The sequence below is a fragment of the Caulobacter sp. Root487D2Y genome (assembly GCF_001427165.1).
In the GTDB taxonomy this organism is placed as follows: Bacteria; Pseudomonadota; Alphaproteobacteria; order Caulobacterales; family Caulobacteraceae; genus Caulobacter.
The window spans coordinates 134,528-149,101 of record NZ_LMFD01000013.1 but is presented as its reverse complement, the minus strand read 5'-3'; the positions used below and the strand labels follow the sequence as shown (position 1 = coordinate 149,101).

General features: G+C 71.5%; 22 protein-coding genes. 5 read left to right on the top strand and 17 right to left on the bottom strand.

Annotated features, from left to right (window positions below):
• Window positions 1-3 precede the first annotated feature (3 nt).
• The 3 genes from ASD38_RS19715 to ASD38_RS19705 all read right to left on the bottom strand — a co-directional run bounded on the left by ASD38_RS19715 (window position 4) and on the right by ASD38_RS19705 (window position 1,860).
• A complete protein-coding gene (locus ASD38_RS19715) occupies window positions 4-426 on the bottom strand; it encodes an NlpC/P60 family protein (RefSeq protein WP_235523903.1) in 423 nt (140 codons plus the stop codon).
• 148 nt (window positions 427-574) lie between these two features.
• On the bottom strand, window positions 575-1,225 hold the full coding sequence (locus ASD38_RS19710) for a baseplate hub domain-containing protein (RefSeq protein ID WP_056462741.1): 651 nt from the start codon (window positions 1,223-1,225) through the stop codon (window positions 575-577).
• Window positions 1,225-1,860: a DUF2460 domain-containing protein gene (locus tag ASD38_RS19705; RefSeq protein ID WP_156390801.1), complete on the bottom strand. Its 636-nt coding sequence runs from the start codon at window positions 1,858-1,860 to the stop codon at window positions 1,225-1,227. The genes ASD38_RS19710 and ASD38_RS19705 overlap by 1 nt, the downstream gene beginning before the upstream one ends.
• Window positions 1,861-1,923: 63 nt before the next feature.
• Here ASD38_RS19705 and ASD38_RS19700 point away from each other — a divergent pair, with 63 nt between their 5' ends.
• The 3 genes from ASD38_RS19700 (at window position 1,924) to ASD38_RS19690 (ending at window position 3,355) form a co-directional block, all read left to right on the top strand.
• Complete coding sequence (locus tag ASD38_RS19700; protein WP_056462738.1) at window positions 1,924-2,457, top strand: hypothetical protein; 534 nt, start codon at window positions 1,924-1,926, stop codon at window positions 2,455-2,457.
• Between the two features lie 77 nt (window positions 2,458-2,534).
• A complete protein-coding gene (locus tag ASD38_RS19695; RefSeq protein WP_056442786.1) occupies window positions 2,535-2,996 on the top strand; it encodes a DUF805 domain-containing protein in 462 nt (153 codons plus the stop codon).
• A gap of 65 nt (window positions 2,997-3,061) precedes the next feature.
• Window positions 3,062-3,355, top strand: a complete 294-nt coding sequence (locus ASD38_RS19690) for a GIY-YIG nuclease family protein (RefSeq protein ID WP_056442789.1) — start codon at window positions 3,062-3,064, stop codon at window positions 3,353-3,355.
• A 143-nt stretch (window positions 3,356-3,498) separates the two neighbouring features.
• Here the strand turns inward: ASD38_RS19690 and ASD38_RS19685 are convergent, their stop codons facing one another.
• From ASD38_RS19685 to ASD38_RS19640, 10 genes are all read right to left on the bottom strand, one after another.
• Window positions 3,499-4,038 carry a hypothetical protein gene (locus ASD38_RS19685; protein WP_056462735.1) on the bottom strand — a complete coding sequence of 180 codons (540 nt, stop codon included), beginning with the start codon at window positions 4,036-4,038 and terminating at the stop codon, window positions 3,499-3,501.
• Window positions 4,035-4,220 carry a phage tail assembly chaperone gene (locus tag ASD38_RS19680; RefSeq protein ID WP_056462732.1) on the bottom strand — a complete coding sequence of 62 codons (186 nt, stop codon included), beginning with the start codon at window positions 4,218-4,220 and terminating at the stop codon, window positions 4,035-4,037. Before ASD38_RS19680 ends, ASD38_RS19685 begins: the two co-directional genes overlap by 4 nt.
• 13 nt (window positions 4,221-4,233) lie before the next feature.
• On the bottom strand, window positions 4,234-4,527 hold the full coding sequence (locus ASD38_RS19675) for a GTA-gp10 family protein (protein WP_056442797.1): 294 nt from the start codon (window positions 4,525-4,527) through the stop codon (window positions 4,234-4,236).
• 155 nt (window positions 4,528-4,682) lie between these two features.
• A complete protein-coding gene (locus ASD38_RS19670; RefSeq protein WP_056442800.1) occupies window positions 4,683-5,099 on the bottom strand; it encodes a phage major tail protein, TP901-1 family in 417 nt (138 codons plus the stop codon).
• 15 nt (window positions 5,100-5,114) lie between these two features.
• Window positions 5,115-5,528, bottom strand: coding sequence for a DUF3168 domain-containing protein (locus tag ASD38_RS19665; RefSeq protein WP_156390800.1), 414 nt, complete (start codon window positions 5,526-5,528; stop codon window positions 5,115-5,117).
• Window positions 5,525-5,794, bottom strand: coding sequence for a head-tail connector protein (locus ASD38_RS19660; RefSeq protein WP_056442807.1), 270 nt, complete (start codon window positions 5,792-5,794; stop codon window positions 5,525-5,527). The genes ASD38_RS19665 and ASD38_RS19660 overlap by 4 nt, the downstream gene beginning before the upstream one ends.
• A gap of 152 nt (window positions 5,795-5,946) precedes the next feature.
• A complete protein-coding gene (locus ASD38_RS19655; RefSeq protein ID WP_056442810.1) occupies window positions 5,947-7,173 on the bottom strand; it encodes a phage major capsid protein in 1,227 nt (408 codons plus the stop codon).
• 158 nt (window positions 7,174-7,331) lie between these two features.
• Window positions 7,332-7,751, bottom strand: coding sequence for an HK97 family phage prohead protease (locus tag ASD38_RS19650; protein WP_056462727.1), 420 nt, complete (start codon window positions 7,749-7,751; stop codon window positions 7,332-7,334).
• 158 nt (window positions 7,752-7,909) lie between these two features.
• The gene (locus ASD38_RS19645; protein WP_056462724.1) at window positions 7,910-8,149 is read right to left on the bottom strand and encodes a hypothetical protein; all 240 of its coding nucleotides are present in this window, start codon (window positions 8,147-8,149) and stop codon (window positions 7,910-7,912) included.
• Between the two features lie 159 nt (window positions 8,150-8,308).
• Window positions 8,309-9,463 carry a phage portal protein gene (locus ASD38_RS19640; RefSeq protein ID WP_056442817.1) on the bottom strand — a complete coding sequence of 385 codons (1,155 nt, stop codon included), beginning with the start codon at window positions 9,461-9,463 and terminating at the stop codon, window positions 8,309-8,311.
• Window positions 9,464-9,600: 137 nt separating this feature from the next.
• On the opposite strand from ASD38_RS19640, the gene ASD38_RS19635 reads away from it, so the two are divergent.
• Entirely contained in the window at window positions 9,601-9,990 is a 390-nt protein-coding gene (locus ASD38_RS19635) for an endonuclease domain-containing protein (protein WP_056462920.1), read from the top strand.
• Window positions 9,991-10,081: 91 nt separating this feature from the next.
• On the opposite strand, the gene ASD38_RS19630 is transcribed toward ASD38_RS19635, so the two are convergent.
• The 3 genes from ASD38_RS19630 to ASD38_RS19620 form a co-directional block, all read right to left on the bottom strand.
• The gene (locus tag ASD38_RS19630) at window positions 10,082-11,260 is read right to left on the bottom strand and encodes a DNA-packaging protein (RefSeq protein ID WP_235523902.1); all 1,179 of its coding nucleotides are present in this window, start codon (window positions 11,258-11,260) and stop codon (window positions 10,082-10,084) included.
• Window positions 11,217-11,684 carry a hypothetical protein gene (locus tag ASD38_RS24765; protein WP_235523901.1) on the bottom strand — a complete coding sequence of 156 codons (468 nt, stop codon included), beginning with the start codon at window positions 11,682-11,684 and terminating at the stop codon, window positions 11,217-11,219. The genes ASD38_RS19630 and ASD38_RS24765 overlap by 44 nt, the downstream gene beginning before the upstream one ends.
• 213 nt (window positions 11,685-11,897) lie before the next feature.
• Entirely contained in the window at window positions 11,898-12,338 is a 441-nt protein-coding gene (locus tag ASD38_RS19620) for a DUF1801 domain-containing protein (protein WP_056462715.1), read from the bottom strand.
• A gap of 306 nt (window positions 12,339-12,644) precedes the next feature.
• Between ASD38_RS19620 and ASD38_RS19615 the strand changes: the two genes are divergently transcribed.
• Window positions 12,645-12,872 carry a DUF4287 domain-containing protein gene (locus ASD38_RS19615; protein ID WP_056442829.1) on the top strand — a complete coding sequence of 76 codons (228 nt, stop codon included), beginning with the start codon at window positions 12,645-12,647 and terminating at the stop codon, window positions 12,870-12,872.
• A 284-nt stretch (window positions 12,873-13,156) separates the two neighbouring features.
• On the opposite strand, the gene ASD38_RS19610 is transcribed toward ASD38_RS19615, so the two are convergent.
• Window positions 13,157-14,452 carry a dienelactone hydrolase family protein gene (locus ASD38_RS19610; RefSeq protein ID WP_235523900.1) on the bottom strand — a complete coding sequence of 432 codons (1,296 nt, stop codon included), beginning with the start codon at window positions 14,450-14,452 and terminating at the stop codon, window positions 13,157-13,159.
• Between the last annotated feature and the right edge of the window lie 122 nt (window positions 14,453-14,574).

Sequence of the window (14,574 nt, the reverse complement as noted above, 5' to 3'; positions counted from 1 at the left end):
CCTTCAGACTTCGGGAAAACGAAACGCCGCGACCAGCCGCTCGCGCCACCAGCGGCCCAGCCAGCTCTCGACGCAGGCGCGGCCCCAATAGGCGTGGATCATCCGGTCGCGCGCCGAGGCGATCGCGCAGTGCTTGGCCGGGGCGCCGGGGGCCATGCGGAACAGCAGCACGTCGCCCGGGCGGACGGCGGCGGGATCCAGCGGGATCAGCCGGCGTTCGAGCGCCTGCGCCAGCAGCTCGCGCCCGCCCAGCTCGGCCCAGTCGGGGCGATAGGGCGGCGGGGCCTCGGGCTCCGCGCCGTGCAAGGCCCGCCAGACCCCGCGCACCAGGCCCAGGCAGTCGCAGCCGACCCCGCGCAGCGAGGCCTGGTGCTGATAGGGGGTGCCGAGCCAGAGGCGGGCTTCGGCCAGGGCGCGTGAACTCACCGACGTTTCGGCGGTGAACACTTGCCCCCTACGGACCGCTTCGCGGTCGTCTTCCCCCAGAGGGGGAAGAGGGGCCGCGCACGCCGTCCTCCGCCCCCCATGGGGGCGGACAGGCGGCGCAGCCGCCAGGTGGGGGCAAGTGGTCCCCTCACCGCCGCCCGCCGTCATTCCGCTCCCCGTCACTGGGATACAGCGTCAGGAAATCCTCGCCCGGCGCCGTCGGGAAACCCCGGAAGTTCAGCCCATTGCCGAACACCTCCCGGCACGTGGCCCAGCGCTTGTCGCAGGTCGCCCCCGGAAAGGTCCCGACATCCACCCCGCACCGCAAGTCGCCGAACGCCGCGTCGCAGGACCGGCCGAACGTCCGCCCCGCCACGCGGTCCAGCGCCGCCAGCGGGCCTTCCAGGGCCAGGGTGAAGGCCCCGCCCTCGGCCTTGGCGGACGCGACGCTGGCCCTCCACAGCAACACCGACAGGCCGAGCGCCAACGCGTCGGCCACCCGGCATTCGACCCGCGCGCCGTCATAGAGCCCGGCCGCCAGGTCGGCCTCCGACAGCGCCGCGTCGTCGAAGCCGCCGACCGCCGCGGCCAGGCCGGGCGAGAAGCCGGCCGCCGTCTCGGTCGCCCCGGCGGTCCAGCCGCTGGCCGCCTTGCAGGTCACGCCCTCGACGACCAGGTCGCGGTCGTGGTCGGTGAAGCCCAGCACCATCCCGTCGGCCCGGGTCAGGATCCACGCGTGGCAGGGGCCGGCCGCGCCGCTTTCGAGGCGGTCGACCAGTTCGGCGGGAACCGCGCGCATCAGACCCGCACCTCGATCAGGGCCACGGCCCCGACCCGGGCGGCGTTGAAGCTTTCCAGGGTGACGTCGATGCGGTCGCCGTCGAAGCGCACCGGCACGTCGAACTCGAAGCCGGCGGTGATCGCCGCTCCGGCCGCCGGGGCGCTCGTCAGGGTCACCAAGCCCGTGGCCGTGTCGACCGCGAAGGCCCCGGCCGCCAGGGCGACGCCGGCCACCGCGACCTTGACCGTTCCGGCCACGGGCTTGGCGATCGGCCGCACCGCCGCCGTCTCGTCACTCCCATAGGTCTTGGCCAGGGCGAAGGTCTCGCGGACCCCGTCGCCGGTTCCGATCGCCTGGTCCGTAGCGGCCGGGGTCCCCGAGGGCGCGCACGACTTGCAGTCGGCCGGGTCGCGGAAGCGGAAGCCGTGCAACCGCCCGCGCCGCGCCTCGAAGAACGCGACCAGCTCGGCCGCGTCGTCCAGCGGCCGCGTCGCCGTGCCGATCAGATAGCGACGTCGCCCTTGGGCCCAGGGGCTGGACCGCCGCTCGAAGCCCGAAGCCAGGGTCGTCACCTGGGTCCGCCGCTCGACCCCGCCGGTGCAGCCGAAGGCCAGGCGCGCGGGCAGGCGCGTCTCGTGGAACGCGGTCATGATTTAGCCTCTTGAATGTAAGTGAGCGTTCACTTATAGGAATTGAAAGCCTGGAGGAGCCCGCCGATGAGCCTGCTGTCCCTGTTGTTCGACCCGCGCGGCGCCATCGATCGGCGCGCGTTCTGGAGCGGCCTGATCCAGCTGACGATCGTCAGCCTGGCGGTCGTTGTCGGGCTGACCGTCGTCGACATGGACGTGGCCTGGGCGGCGCTTCCCGCGGTCGGAGAGGCCTGGGTCCTCAGCGACGTCGCCGGTCACCTCCGTCACGCCGCCCTGCCGGATGTTCCGCTCCTAGCGGGCGTCTTTCTGGTCGCCGCGCGCCTCTACGCCACGGCCTGCCTGATGCTGAAGCGGGCGCGCGACGCTGGCAAACGCCCTCACGCGCTGATCGTCCTCGGCCTGGCCAGCCTGCTGGTCCACGTCCTGGTCGGGTTCTGGGTGTACGACCTGTTCCCCGACGGGATGGCGATCATCGCGCCGCTCGCGGCCGATGCGATGGTCACGGCCGTCCTGGGACTCGTCTTCACGACCTGGCTCGGCGCGTTGCGCTCGTCCCCGGCGTCCGGCCCCGCCCGATCCTGGCGGCTTGCTCCAGGTTAAACCCGCGTCATGACGTGCAATTCACTTCAACCGCGAGCCCGCCGGCCCTAATCTCGCCTCAAGATTGGGAGCTGGAAATGAACTGGAAATCGCTGTTCTTCTCCGCCGAGGGCCGCATCGGCCGCCAGGCGTTCTGGATCGGCTGGCTGATGTTGCTGGGCGTCCAGGTGGTGGCCGGGTGGATCCCGGTGATCGGCCACGCCCTGGGGCTGGTCGCGCTGTTCGCCTGGGTGTGCCTGTGCACCAAGCGCCTGCACGACATGGGCCGCAGCGGCTGGTGGCAGGCGCCGGCCTTGGCGCTGGGCCCGATGCTGGTGATCGGCTCGGCCCTCTGGATCGGCGTCGGCGCGGTCATGGCCGCGGTCACCAACCACGACCCCGAGATCGCCGCCCTGGCCGGCGTCGGCGTCCTGCTGGTCAGCATCGTCGTCGCCTTCGTGACGATGATCGGCTTCACCCTGTGGGTGGGGATCGCCGAAGGCCAGCCCGGCGAGAACCGCTACGGCGAACCGCCGCTGCTGACGCCGGTGATGGTCTGAGCGTGAAACGCTTAAACGTTGATTTCTAAGCTTTCCCCATCGTCCAGGCGGTGGGGAAATGCTGCATGGCCTTCTACACCTACATCGTCGCAAGCGGGCGGAACGGCACGCTCTACATCGGGTCCACCGATGATCTGATGCGTCGCATCGAAGAGCATCGCGGGTATCTTCGCGACGGCTTCACGGCGAAGTATGGCTGCACGGTCCTGGTCTGGTACGAGGTCTTCGAGACCCGCGAGGGCGCGTTTCGGCGCGAGCGGCGGATCAAGGAATGGCGGCGATCCTGGAAGCTGATGTTGATCGAAGCCGACAATCCGACGTGGCGAGACTTGTTCCACGATTTGAACCCCAACGCCTGAATATAGATCCGCTCATCCCGGCGAATGCCGGGACCCAGATGGAATAGCGGTGTGGTTGACGCCAAACGCGCCGAGCACTTCCAGTCAGTCTCTCCGCCATGGGATCTGGGTCCCGGCATTCGCCGGGATGAGCGGTTCGATTTTCACAGCCCCCTCGCCCCCAGGCTCACCGCCCGCGCCAGGGCCTGGGCCAGTTGGGCGTCCGAGCGGGCCAGGCCCGCGGCGTCGCCGCCCTGGACGTTGATCGTGACATTGACCCCGCCGCCGGCCCCAAGGCCGCTCAGCGGCTCGACCGCGCCGGCCCCGGCCGGGCGGAACAGTTCGGGGCCGCGCTCGCCGACCAGATAGGCGCCGCCGGCCGCGACCGGGCCGCCGTCGGCCCTCGCGCCTGAAAACCGCGAGCCAACCGCGTTGACCAGGGCCTGGGCCAGGCCGCTCCCGCCTTCGCCGGAACCCGCCGAGACCGCGTCGATCACCGCCCGCGCCAGCTCGGCCAGGCTGACCTTGCCGTCGGCGGCCGCGTGGGCCAGCGAGCGGGCCAGGCCCGTCCCCGCCTTGGCGAAGGCCTCGTCGATGGCCCGGGCTGCCTGCTCGGCCGGCGCGCGCAGGGCGGCCAGGGCGGCGGCGGCCTCGGTCGCGCGGGCGGGGACGGCGTCGAGGCCGTCGTGCTGGAAGTCGCTCATCGGGTCTCCTCATCGGGAAAGCGGGCGATCAGGGCGTCAAGCGCCGCGCGGTTGAGGACCGACGCGGCCGGGGCCTCGGTCAAAGCCCGCCACTCGGCCAGGGGCAGCCGCCAGAAGGCCTCGGGCGGGATGCCCAGGCCCAGGGCCGCCAGGCGCAGGGCCGCGCGCCAATGAGCCTTCATGCGCAAGCCGCCCCTAAGCACAGGCAGAGAGGGCGGCGGCCACCGCCGCGACGGCTTCCGGGATCGAGACCGGGGCTGTGTCCAGCACCTCGGGATCCTCGCCGCCGCCTTCCAGCAGGGCCGCGAGCACCGCCAGCAGTTCGGTGGCCGACAGCCGGCCGAAACGCTCGGGCAGAGCGCTCCAGTCGTCGAGATCCAGCGCCGCCTCGATGCGGGCCAGGGCGCCCAGGGTCAGGCACAGCCGGCGGGGCGTTCCGGCCAGCGGGACGACGACCTCGCCTCGGGCGGGGTTGGGAATAGTGGGCATGGTTGAGCTCCTTCTCCTCCCCCGCATCGCGGGGAAGGTGGCGCGATGCGGGTACGCATCGCGACGGAGGGGGCGTCCGCCGCGGCCATGCGCACGGCCGCGCCCCCTCCACCACTTCGTGGTCCCCCTCCCCCGTTGCACGGGGGAGGAGAAGATCAGATCGCCGTGAACGTCACCGCCCCGGCCGAGGCCAGGGACAGGGCGAACGCCGCCTCGCCGTCGTGGTCGCCGGCATATTCCAGGGCCGCCACCAGGAACGGCCCCTCCAGCTGCACGAAGTCGGGGATCACCAGCCGCCAGGTCCGGGCGGTCTGGGCGAAGAAGCTGTCGCGCACCGCCGCGTCGGAGGCCGCGTCGCGGAACACGCCGGAACCGGACACGGCGACCGAACGCACGCCCGATCCGGCCAGCAGCTCGCGCCAGCGGCCGGCGCTGTCGCCGTCGGTGGCGTCGATGGTCTGGGCGTTGAGGCTGATCGTCCGGGTCCGCAGGCCGGCCACGGTGGTGAACGCCGGCGTCGGCGCGCCGTCGCTGATCTTCAGCAGGATGTCTTTGCCGGCTTGGGCGGCCATGGGGATGTCCTTTCGTTAGAGGGCTTCGGTCACCGCCCGCACCCGCAGCACCCCGAGCGACAGCTCGCGGTCGGCGGCGCGGAAGACGTCGGCATAGGTGACGCGCAGGGTGACCAGGCGACGGCCCGCGACGCTCAAGGCCGCGTTGTGCACGGCGGCGCGGACGGCGGCGGTGACGGCGCGGGCCTCCTCGGGCCCGCCGAACTTGCTGGCGCAGGTGAGCGTCAGCAGGTGCTCCAGCCCGTCCGCCCCAAGGTCGCCGTCGGACCCGAACGGCCGGCTCTCCTGGCGGCCCAGGCTGACGCACGGATAGACCGGATGGCGCGGGGCGTCGGCGTGGACGCGGGCGGCGACCAGGGCGGAGACGGCGGGCGCGGCCTTCAGGGCCTCGACCAGGGCGGCGGCGACGGCCGCGTCGGCCCCGCTCACAGCCGGGCCTCGCGGTACGGAGCCAGCCAGGCCTCGACCAGGCCGGGCGGCGGTTCGGAGCCGTCGCGATGCTCGTAGGCGTGGGCGACCAGGACCAGCACCGCCAGCCGCAGCGGCGCGGGGCTGGCCTGGGTGAGCGCCAGGCCGGCGGCGGCGGCGACCCGCGCCTCGGCCGCGTCGATCAGCAGAGTCACCAGGGCGTCCTCGGCGGCGTCGGCCACGCGCAGGAAACCCTTGGCCTCGGCCAGGGTGGTGGAGAGGGGCATGTGGGGGGTCCTGAAAGGAAGGAAGAGACTCCCCCCTCCGGTCCTTCGGACCGCCTCCCCCACAGGGGGAGGAACTGATCGCGAGGTCCTCCCCCTGTGGGGGAGGTGTCGGCGAAGCCGACGGAGGGGGGAGTTTTAGGGCGTCGCCGCGGCTACGACACCGCGAACTTCAGCAGCTTGATCGCGTCGAAGTTCTGCACCCCGCCGCCGACCCGCTTGGTGGTGTAGAACAGCACGTGGGGCTTGGCCGAATAGGGGTCGCGCAGCACTCGCACCCCGGCGCGGTCGACGATCAGATAGCCTTTCTCGAAATCGCCGAACGCGATGGCCATGGCGTTGGCCGCGACGTCGGGCATGGCCTCGATCTCGGTCACCGGATAGCCCAGCAGGCTGGCCGACTGGCCCGGCTGCAGGGCCGCGTTCCAGATGTAGTTGCCCTGGGCGTCCTTGAACTTGCGCACCGCGCTGACCGTGCGGCGGTTCATCACGAAGCGGCCGTTCTGGCGGTACTGGGTCTTGGCCGCGTAGATCAGGTCGATCAGCTTGTCGGTCGGGTTCGAGGCCGGCCAGGCGCCGGCCACGCCGGTGGCCAGGTAGCCGACCTGGCCCCAGGTCGCCGAGGCGTCGGCGGCCGCCGTATAGGCCAGCAGGCCCTTGGGCTTGTTGACCCCGTCGCCGGCGACGAAGGCCGCCGTCTCCTGGGCGGCGAAGGCGTCCTGCACCTCCTCGGCCAGCCACTCGTCGATGTCGACATAGGCGTCGTCGAGCAGGGCCTGGGTGGCGGCCGGGCTGGCGTAGAGCTCGCCGGCCGGGAAGTCGATCACGTCCAGGGTCGGCGCCGTGGTCTCCGGACGCGAGGCGGTCTCGGCCACCCAGCTGGCGGCCAGGCCGGCGGTCGAGACCGGCTTGCGGAACGTGCCCGCGCCGATGGTGCGCACCTGGCAGATGTCGCGCATGGGCGAGGACGCCGCCAGGCGGCGCAGGATCTGCCGCTCCAGCTCGGCCGGGGCCACATAGCCGCCGGCCGTGGCCACGCCCTCGGACAGGCCCTTGGCTTCGAGCAGAAGCGCGGGGGTCTCGCCGGTCTTGATGTAGCGGTCGAAGGCGGCCTTGCGCTCGTCGGGAACGACCAGCCGGCCTTCCCCGCCGATCGTGGGCCGACGCGCGTCGGCCAGCACGCGGTCCAGCCGCGCCTGGGCGTTGGCGACCGCGTCGTCGATGCGCGCGACCTTCTCCTCCAGCAGCACGTCGGCGCGCTTGGTCTCCAGCGCCGCCAGGCGCTGATCGTTGGCGGCCTTGAAGCCTTCGAACGCCGCCAGCACTTCGTGCAGCGCGGCGCGGGCCTCCGGCGAGGCCGCGGCCTGTTTGGTTTCCTTCATGGGAATCTCCGGTTTTTGGGAAGTCGTCAGGAAAGGCCCTCCCCCCGTGGGGGAGGTGTCGCCCGAAGGGCGACGGTTGGGGGGAGTTGGCCGAGGTGGGTCCGCTCCCCCCACCGGCCCTCCGGGCCGCCTCCCCCACGGGGGGAGGGACTTGGTGATCAGCCGTCGACGCGCTTGAGCCGCGCGCCCGGCAGCATCGGGAACGTCACGATCGACACCTCCCACAGCTCGACCGCGGTCAGCACGCGCAGGCGCCCGGTGTCGTCGGGGCGGGCCTTCACGGCGCGGAAGCCGATGGACAGGCCGTCCAGCGCCCCGGCCTCGACCAGGGCGGCGACGAGGCGGCCGCGTGGCGTGGTTCGCAATATCCGTCCACGGACGAACAGGCCCGCCGCGTCCTCGGCCATCTCGTCCCAGACGCCGACGGGCTCGGCGTCGTCGTGCTGGTGCAGCATCTTCACCCCGCCCGGACCGGTGCGGGCCAGGCTGGCGGCGAAGGCGCCGGCGGCGGCGACGTCGTCGTTGAGGTCGCGGGTCCAGAAGAGCGAGGCGTGGCCGTCGACAGGAAGGTCTTTCATGAGGGCTCCTGTGCGGTGAACACTTGCCCCCTACGGACCGCTTCGCGGTCGTCTTCCCCCACAGGGGGAAGAGGGCGCCGTGCGGCGGCTGGAGCGTCCTCCGCCCCCTATGGGGGCGGACAGACGGCGCAGCCGTCAGGTGGGGGCAAGTCCGTGCGCTACTGCGCGTCCAGCTTGCTCTCGATCCGGGCCAGCGAGGCGCGGGTGGCGTCGGCCTGGGCCTCCAGGCGGGCCAGGCGCTCGGCGACCGGAGCCTGGGCGTCGAGACGCTGGCGCAGGTCGTCGATGCGGGCGCTGGCCCGGCCTGCCCACAGCAGAGCGGTCGCGGCCTGCAGGGCCACGGCGACCAGCAGGCCGACGGAGACCTGGCGGTCGAGCCGCCAGCGGGTTGATGTCATGAGTGTCTCCCGGGCGGTGAACACTTGCCCCCTACGGGCCGCTTCGCGGCCGTCTTCCCCCAGAGGGGAAGAGGACGCCGTGCGGCGGCTGGGGGCGTCCTCCGCCCCCTATGGGGGCGGACAGACCGCGTAGCGGTCAGGTGGGGGCAAGGGGGTGAGCTACCCCTCCAGCCCCGCCAACCGCCGCCGCTCGGCGTCGGTCAGGAAGCTCGCCCCCTCCAGCCGCGCCCACAGCGCGTCGCGCTCGGCGGAAAGCGCCGGCACGGCGTCCAGGTCGCAGGCGATGCGGGCGCCGGGGAACTTGGGCTCCAGCCACACCGACAGGGCCCGCGCCGCCCGCTCGGCCAGGGGCACGACGGTGTGGCGCCAGAACGCCCCGTTGGCCTCGCGGTAGTTGGCGTAGGTCGCGTCGCCCGGCACGCCCAGCAGCTGGGGCGGGACGCCGAAGGCCAGGGCGATCTCGCGGGCGGCGGCGGACTTGCCGGCGATGAAGTCCATGTCGGCCGGGCTCAGCGACATCGGCCGCCAGTCCAGCCCGCCCTCCAGCAGCAGCGGCCGTCCGGCGTTGGCCGTGCCGGCGTGGGCGTCGGACAGCTCGGCCTTCAGCCGCTCGAACTGCTCCGCCGACAGCCGGTCGCCCGCTTCACGATTGGCGTAGACCAGGGCCCCGGACGGCCGGGCCGAATTGTCGAGCAGGGCCTTGTTCCAGGCCCCCGAGGCGTTGTGCACGTCGATCGCGAAGGCCGCCGCCTCGAGCGGCGAGAAGCCGTAATGATCGTCGGTCGGGTTGAACAGCCGCAGGTGCAGCACCGGCAGCCAGCCGGACCCGTCGCGGCCGATCCGGGCGGTGCGGCCGGCGGCCTGGTAGTCGTAGGCCAGGGGCCAGCCGCGCGGACCGGGCACCACGGTCATCCGGTCGGGCCGCAGGGCGTAGAGCTCGGTCGGGGCGTCGTCGCCCGAAGCCTCCAGATAGCCGTTTCCCGCCACCTGCAGGTGCCCGAAGAACGCTTCCATCAGGTCGGCCCCGCCTTGCTCGGGATTGGGGGCCTGGAGCAGCTTGCGCAGCGGATGGTCGTCGGCCCGCCGGCCGCCGACGAAGACCGTGAGCGGCACGGCGGCGGCGGCCTCGGCGATCATCCGCACGCAGCGATAGGCGATCGGGTTCTTGCCGAAGCCCTCGGACGCCAGGGCCGCGTAGTCGCGCGGCGTCCAGCGCGGACGGCCCGCCGTGGTCAGGGCGATCAGGCGCGCGGCCCGGGAGTCCTTGGCCTCCGGCGCCATGGGGGGCGGACGGCGGGGTTTGAACAGGGGCATGTCGGACGCCTCGCGGAGGTTGAGAACAAAAAGGGAACATGTTAGGGTTGCCTGGACCGGCGGCGCGCCATCCTCCGCCCCCTATGGGGGGCGGACAGACGGCGCAGCCGTCAGGTGGGGGCAAGGGGGTGAGCCACATGACCGCGCCACGACCGACGGTCGTCAACGCCAGGCGGCTGCGCAAAGAGATGACCCTGCCGGAGCTGAAGCTATGGAACGCCATCCGGCGTGGGCAGCTGGACGGTTTGAAGTTCCGTCGGCAGCACCCGATTGGGCCCTATGTGCTGGACTTCTTCTGTCCGGCGCACCGGTTGGCGGTGGAAGTCGATGGCGCGGAACACTACACCGAAGACCGTTCGGAGAAGGACGCCGCGCGGGACCGATGGTTGGCGCGGCAAGGGATCATGACGCTGCGGATTCCAGCGAGCTGGGTGCTGGATTCGGTCGACAGCGCGGTCCTCGCGATACGTGAGCAGCTCACTCACTTGCCCCCACCTGGCGGCTTCGCCGCCTGTCCGCCCCCATAGGGGGCGGAGGAAGCGCGTCAGCGCCGGCGAACCTCTTCCCCCAATGGGGGAAGACGACCGCGAAGCGGTCCGTAGGGGGCAAGTCAGTGCGTTACAACACGCTCAACCGCGGCCTCCTCCCCACCCCCAGCATCAGCTCGCTCACCGCCCAGACCAACGCGTCGGCCCGGTCCGGGCTGTGGTCCAGGTCGCCGGAGCCCAGGGCCATCAGCTCCTCCTCCAGGGCCGGAAAGGCCCCGCAGTGGATCACGCGGCCCTGTTCGTACAGGGCCGCCACCGGCTCGGCGCGGGCGCGCTTGCCCACGGACGCCTTGACCAGCTTGACCGCGCAGGGCGGGGCGGCCTGGGCAAGGACCGAGCGGACCATGTCGCCGCCCTGGTTGGCCTCGGCCACCAGGGCGTCGGCCGACCAGCGGACGGCGGCCTCGACCGCGCGGCGGGCCCAGCCGTTGGGCGACAGGCCCTTGGCGGTGCGGTCCTCGAGCACGAAGGCCCGGCCGTCAAAGCGCCCGCAGACCACGATGCCGCAGGCGTCGCCGCCCGCCGTGGCCGGCGGGTCGACGGCCACGACCACGCGCTCGAAGGCGGCCGGCGGCGCGCCCCGGCAGCGGGCCAGGTCCTGGGCGCGGAACAGCCCGCCCTCGCCCTCGACGATCAGCCCGTCCAGCTCCTGGGCGGCCAGGCGGGTGCCGCCGTAGAGGCTCCGCAGGGTCGACAGGAAGGCCGGCGCCAGGTGGTCGGCGTTGGCCGAGGTCGGGGCGCGGGTGTCGACCGTGCCCGGCTCGGCGATCAGGTTTCGCAGGGCGCGGATCGGCCGGGGCGTGGTGGTCACCACCAGGCGCGGGTCGGTCCCCAGGCGCAGGCCGAACCGCAGCATGGCCAGGGTCTCGGCGGGCTTGGGCCAGGCGCAGAACTCGTCGGCCCAGGCGGCGTGGAACTGCGGCCCGCGCAGGGAGTCCGGGTCCTCGGCCGAGAAGGCCTGAGCGACGGCGCCGTTGCGAAATTCCAGACGTCGCCGGCTGGCGCGCCAAGTCGGACGTTCGCCCGGCGGGTAGAGGCTCTTGAGGCCCGAAGGGCCCTCGATCATCACCTCGCGCACGTCGTGAAAGGTGGGGCCGACCAGGGCCAGGCTGTCGTGGCGCTCGGCCTGGTCGGCGATCCACGCGGCGCCCGCGAAGGTCTTGCCCGCCCCGCGACCGCCCAGGAATAGCCAGGTGGTCCAGGGGTCAGGCGGAGGACTCTGGTGCGGCTCCGGCGATCGCCGCGCCATGCAGCGCTCCACCAGCGTCCAAGGCGCCAGCTCCGTCCAGAGATTTAGATTCTCGGGCGTCTTCAACCACGCCCAATCGGCGGCGAATCTCGGCTCGAACTTGCTCCACCCGCTCGGGGGTTCGACCAGTGTCGTCATCCATTTCCATCTCCTCGGGAGCCTCGGCTTGGTTCTCGTTGGCGGCCGGAGTCTTCATCCCGACCGCCTCGGCGGCCTTGGCCCTGGCCGCGACGTCGGCCACGCCCTTGCGGCTCGCCGCCAGGGCGCCGCTGACGCGGCGGCTGGCCAGACCGGCACCGGCGACCAGCGCGTTGAGTTCGGCCTTGGAACTCTGGGCGGCCTCGCTCTCGATCCGCTTCACGTTGGCGACATGCACGTCCACCAGGACGATATCGCTGCACCACATCCGGTCTTCGGGGGTCATCTCGCTTCTCCCGGCCATGGCACAAAGATACGGGAGCAGCGAGCGCCGCTGATAACTTAGGTCGAGAAAGTTTAGGACGTTGATTTCGCTGGCGTTCGTTCGCCAAGCGCCGAGGATCGACGAGGCTGGATCCCCGTCAGGGGCGCTGTCGCGGCGGGAATTTGAGGGGTCGCGACCGCCGTCGACCCGCCCCTGAGGTTCGAAAGGTCCGTCCTAGGACGACGCGCCCGCCGGCCCCGGCCCCAGGGCGTCGGCGACGAGCTCCTCGAGCACGCCGAGGTCCACGTCCTTTACGGACCTGAAGCTGATGCAATAGCCGGAGACCTTGGCCTTCCCGAGCCGCGCCCCATAGGTCCTGGACAGGTAGGTCTTGTCCTTGAGGCCCATGACGTAGACCGACAGTCCGGACGTGTTGGCGCTCAGGCCGATCTTGTAGAACGCCCGGGACTCCCCGGCGGCGTAGCTGAGCGTCTCCGAGCCGTAGCCGATATTCGGATTGGAAACGACCTTGCCGGCGTCGTTCCGGCCATCCAGGAACCAAAGCTTGGCGTCGGGCGAAATCGCCAGGATGCGCCGGTGTAGATCCCGCAATTCCTCGCGTTTGGCTGGAGACTGATCGCCGATGTAGCCCTCGATCTGCTCGCGCACGCTCATGCCGGAGGTCTCCCTTTCTAGGTTCGCCAGGCCGCGACTCGGACCGCGACCGCCAGCCTCATCGGGACGACGATCGGACCCGTCCAAAATCGACATGGTCCGCTGACTTTCTTCGACCTTCGGCGGCGCCGGCGACCCGCGATGGCCTTCGACAGACGTCTCACGAAAGCGCCTCGGCGAGGCCTGTCCGCTGGCGCGAACCGGCGACGACGGGGGCGAGGGGCGGGCAAAAAAACCACCGCCCCCTGTCGGCCAGCGCGCTTCCCGCCCGTCCTGGGATCAACAGCCACCCCACGGAGCCGCCCGATGTCCTTCCAAGCCTATCTCGACACCATCCAGGCCAAGACCGGCCTCGACGCCCCGGCCCTGAAGGCGGCGGCCGACGCGGCCGGGCTGTCGGAGGGCGGCGCGCTCAAGCCGGACGTGAAGGCCGGCCAGGTCGTGGCCTGGGGCAAGGGCCAGCTGGGCCTGGGCCACGGGCACGCCATGGCGATCTACGCCCTGCTGTCGGGCAAGCGGGGGCCAGGGGATTGAGGGTCTAGATCGGAGCCTTGAGCTGCTCCAAACCCTCCCCTTCTAACCGTCATTCCCGCCCTTGTGGCGGGAACCCCTGGTTCAGATGACGGTGAAGCGAAATGGCGCGCTGGCGCGCCACACCCCCGCACTTGCGGCGGACAGAGGGGTTCCCGCCACAAGGGCGTGCGTCACCCGAGACCGACAATTGCTCGCGGCCGCGATCTGAAGGTCCGGATCGGGCTCCGCTGCAGATGGCGGGACAGGACCCGTCGCGGACGTCGCGCCGTGGGCCTTTTGCGCCCCTAGGGCTGCACCCCGAGCGCTCTCAATTGCTCGACCCCGTTGGTGTTCTTCGGGTTCAGCACCAGCGACTGGCGGTAGGCGGCGATCGCCAGGGCCTTGTCGCCGTTCTTGGCGTAGGCCTCGCCCAGGCTGTCGAAGGCGTTCCAGCTGTCCGCGTGGATCTCGGTGTCCAGCCGAAGCAGGGCGATCGCCGCGCCGATGTCCCCGTCGCCCATGCGCTGGTAGCCCCAGCTCACAAGCTCGTCGTCGGAGAGCGTGAAGTTGGGCTCCCGGGCCTTGAAGGCCTCGTAGACGCTCGACGTCTTGCCGAAACCCTGGCGAGCCAGTTCGGCGGCGAAAGCCGCGCGGGTGGGCGGCGCGCCCTGGCTGTGGGTCACGCGGGTGGTCAGCAGATGGGCGGGCGCGCCGCTCTTGGCGGCCGGCAGGTCTAGGAACGCCCGGCTGGCCGCGTCGCCTTTCAGATAGGCGTCCAGGAACCGGCGGACATAGGTCTCCATCCAGGCGGTTGCGGTCGACAGCTCGTCCTTGTCGTACTCGTCGTAACGGCTGTCGCCCAGCAGGCGCTGGCCGAACATCACCGAGAAGTTCTCATGCACCAAGGGGGCCAGCGTCACGCGGTAGACATCGGCATATTTCATGTGGTTGAGCGGGCTGGTCACTTCGTTGCGGCCCTCTGACAGCTCCTCGATCTCACGCGGCCGGGCGGCGACAAAGAGCAGCGGTGCGGTGGCGCGGGCCTGGGTGGCGTAGGCGGCCTGCTTGAGCAACTGGGGCCAGTACCGGACCGAGCCGTCCAAGGCGACCAGGGCGTCGATGCGGCTATCCTTGGCCGCGGCCAAGACATTGGCCAGGCCGCCCCAGCTATAGCCGATCACGGCCAAGCGGTTGGTGTCGGCCTGGGGCAGGCCATGGGCGTAGCCAATCAGGAATTCGATGTCGCCCGCCTGGGTCTCGACGCCCTCCAGGTCGGTTGTCATGTCGCGCTGAGCCTGACCCAGGCTGGGGCTCGCGATGACCACATAGCCCTGGCTGGCCAGGTATTCGCACAGGTCGGCGTTCTCGAACGCCCAGGCGCTGAAGCTAGGAGCGTAGATCACGACCGGGAACTTGCCTGATACGGCGGCGGCGTCACGATGGGCCTGCATCGGCGCGGCCAGCTCGGCCTTGGCGCGCTGCGGCGACAGGGCGCCGGTCCGTTGCCGGGCGAACGCGGCCTCCAGGGCCGCGCGCTCGGCGGGCGTGTGTTCGAAATCGTCGTCGCTGGCGCCGATCTTGAGATAGTCGGCGACGGTCATAGTCGGCTCGGCGGTCTTTGCCGCAGGGTACCAGACAAAGGTCTGGATCGGCCGCGCTCGCTCTCCGGTGACCACCTTGCCCGTGGCGACGTCGGTGAGCCCCCGATAGGCGCGGGAGAAAT

What these genes read in the sequence shown, in the direction of transcription:
- ASD38_RS19680 (WP_056462732.1), bottom strand. Translation starts at nt 4,220, where the DNA reads ATGAAGGCTCATTGGCGCGCGGCCCTGCGCCTGGCGGCCCTGGGCCTG.
- ASD38_RS19695 (WP_056442786.1), top strand. Translation starts at nt 2,535, where the DNA reads ATGAACTGGAAATCGCTGTTCTTCTCCGCCGAGGGCCGCATCGGCCGC.
- ASD38_RS19685 (WP_056462735.1), bottom strand. Translation starts at nt 4,038, where the DNA reads ATGAGCGACTTCCAGCACGACGGCCTCGACGCCGTCCCCGCCCGCGCG.
- ASD38_RS19615 (WP_056442829.1), top strand. Translation starts at nt 12,645, where the DNA reads ATGTCCTTCCAAGCCTATCTCGACACCATCCAGGCCAAGACCGGCCTC.
- ASD38_RS19675 (WP_056442797.1), bottom strand. Translation starts at nt 4,527, where the DNA reads ATGCCCACTATTCCCAACCCCGCCCGAGGCGAGGTCGTCGTCCCGCTG.
- ASD38_RS19635 (WP_056462920.1), top strand. Translation starts at nt 9,601, where the DNA reads ATGACCGCGCCACGACCGACGGTCGTCAACGCCAGGCGGCTGCGCAAA.
- ASD38_RS24765 (WP_235523901.1), bottom strand. Translation starts at nt 11,684, where the DNA reads ATGACCCCCGAAGACCGGATGTGGTGCAGCGATATCGTCCTGGTGGAC.
- ASD38_RS19690 (WP_056442789.1), top strand. Translation starts at nt 3,062, where the DNA reads ATGGCCTTCTACACCTACATCGTCGCAAGCGGGCGGAACGGCACGCTC.
- ASD38_RS19620 (WP_056462715.1), bottom strand. Translation starts at nt 12,338, where the DNA reads ATGAGCGTGCGCGAGCAGATCGAGGGCTACATCGGCGATCAGTCTCCA.
- ASD38_RS19645 (WP_056462724.1), bottom strand. Translation starts at nt 8,149, where the DNA reads ATGACATCAACCCGCTGGCGGCTCGACCGCCAGGTCTCCGTCGGCCTG.
- ASD38_RS19710 (WP_056462741.1), bottom strand. Translation starts at nt 1,225, where the DNA reads ATGCGCGCGGTTCCCGCCGAACTGGTCGACCGCCTCGAAAGCGGCGCG.
- ASD38_RS19700 (WP_056462738.1), top strand. Translation starts at nt 1,924, where the DNA reads ATGAGCCTGCTGTCCCTGTTGTTCGACCCGCGCGGCGCCATCGATCGG.
- ASD38_RS19630 (WP_235523902.1), bottom strand. Translation starts at nt 11,260, where the DNA reads ATGGCGCGGCGATCGCCGGAGCCGCACCAGAGTCCTCCGCCTGACCCC.
- ASD38_RS19655 (WP_056442810.1), bottom strand. Translation starts at nt 7,173, where the DNA reads ATGAAGGAAACCAAACAGGCCGCGGCCTCGCCGGAGGCCCGCGCCGCG.
- ASD38_RS19650 (WP_056462727.1), bottom strand. Translation starts at nt 7,751, where the DNA reads ATGAAAGACCTTCCTGTCGACGGCCACGCCTCGCTCTTCTGGACCCGC.
- ASD38_RS19660 (WP_056442807.1), bottom strand. Translation starts at nt 5,794, where the DNA reads ATGCCCCTCTCCACCACCCTGGCCGAGGCCAAGGGTTTCCTGCGCGTG.
- ASD38_RS19640 (WP_056442817.1), bottom strand. Translation starts at nt 9,463, where the DNA reads ATGCCCCTGTTCAAACCCCGCCGTCCGCCCCCCATGGCGCCGGAGGCC.
- ASD38_RS19610 (WP_235523900.1), bottom strand. Translation starts at nt 14,452, where the DNA reads ATGACCGTCGCCGACTATCTCAAGATCGGCGCCAGCGACGACGATTTC.
- ASD38_RS19670 (WP_056442800.1), bottom strand. Translation starts at nt 5,099, where the DNA reads ATGGCCGCCCAAGCCGGCAAAGACATCCTGCTGAAGATCAGCGACGGC.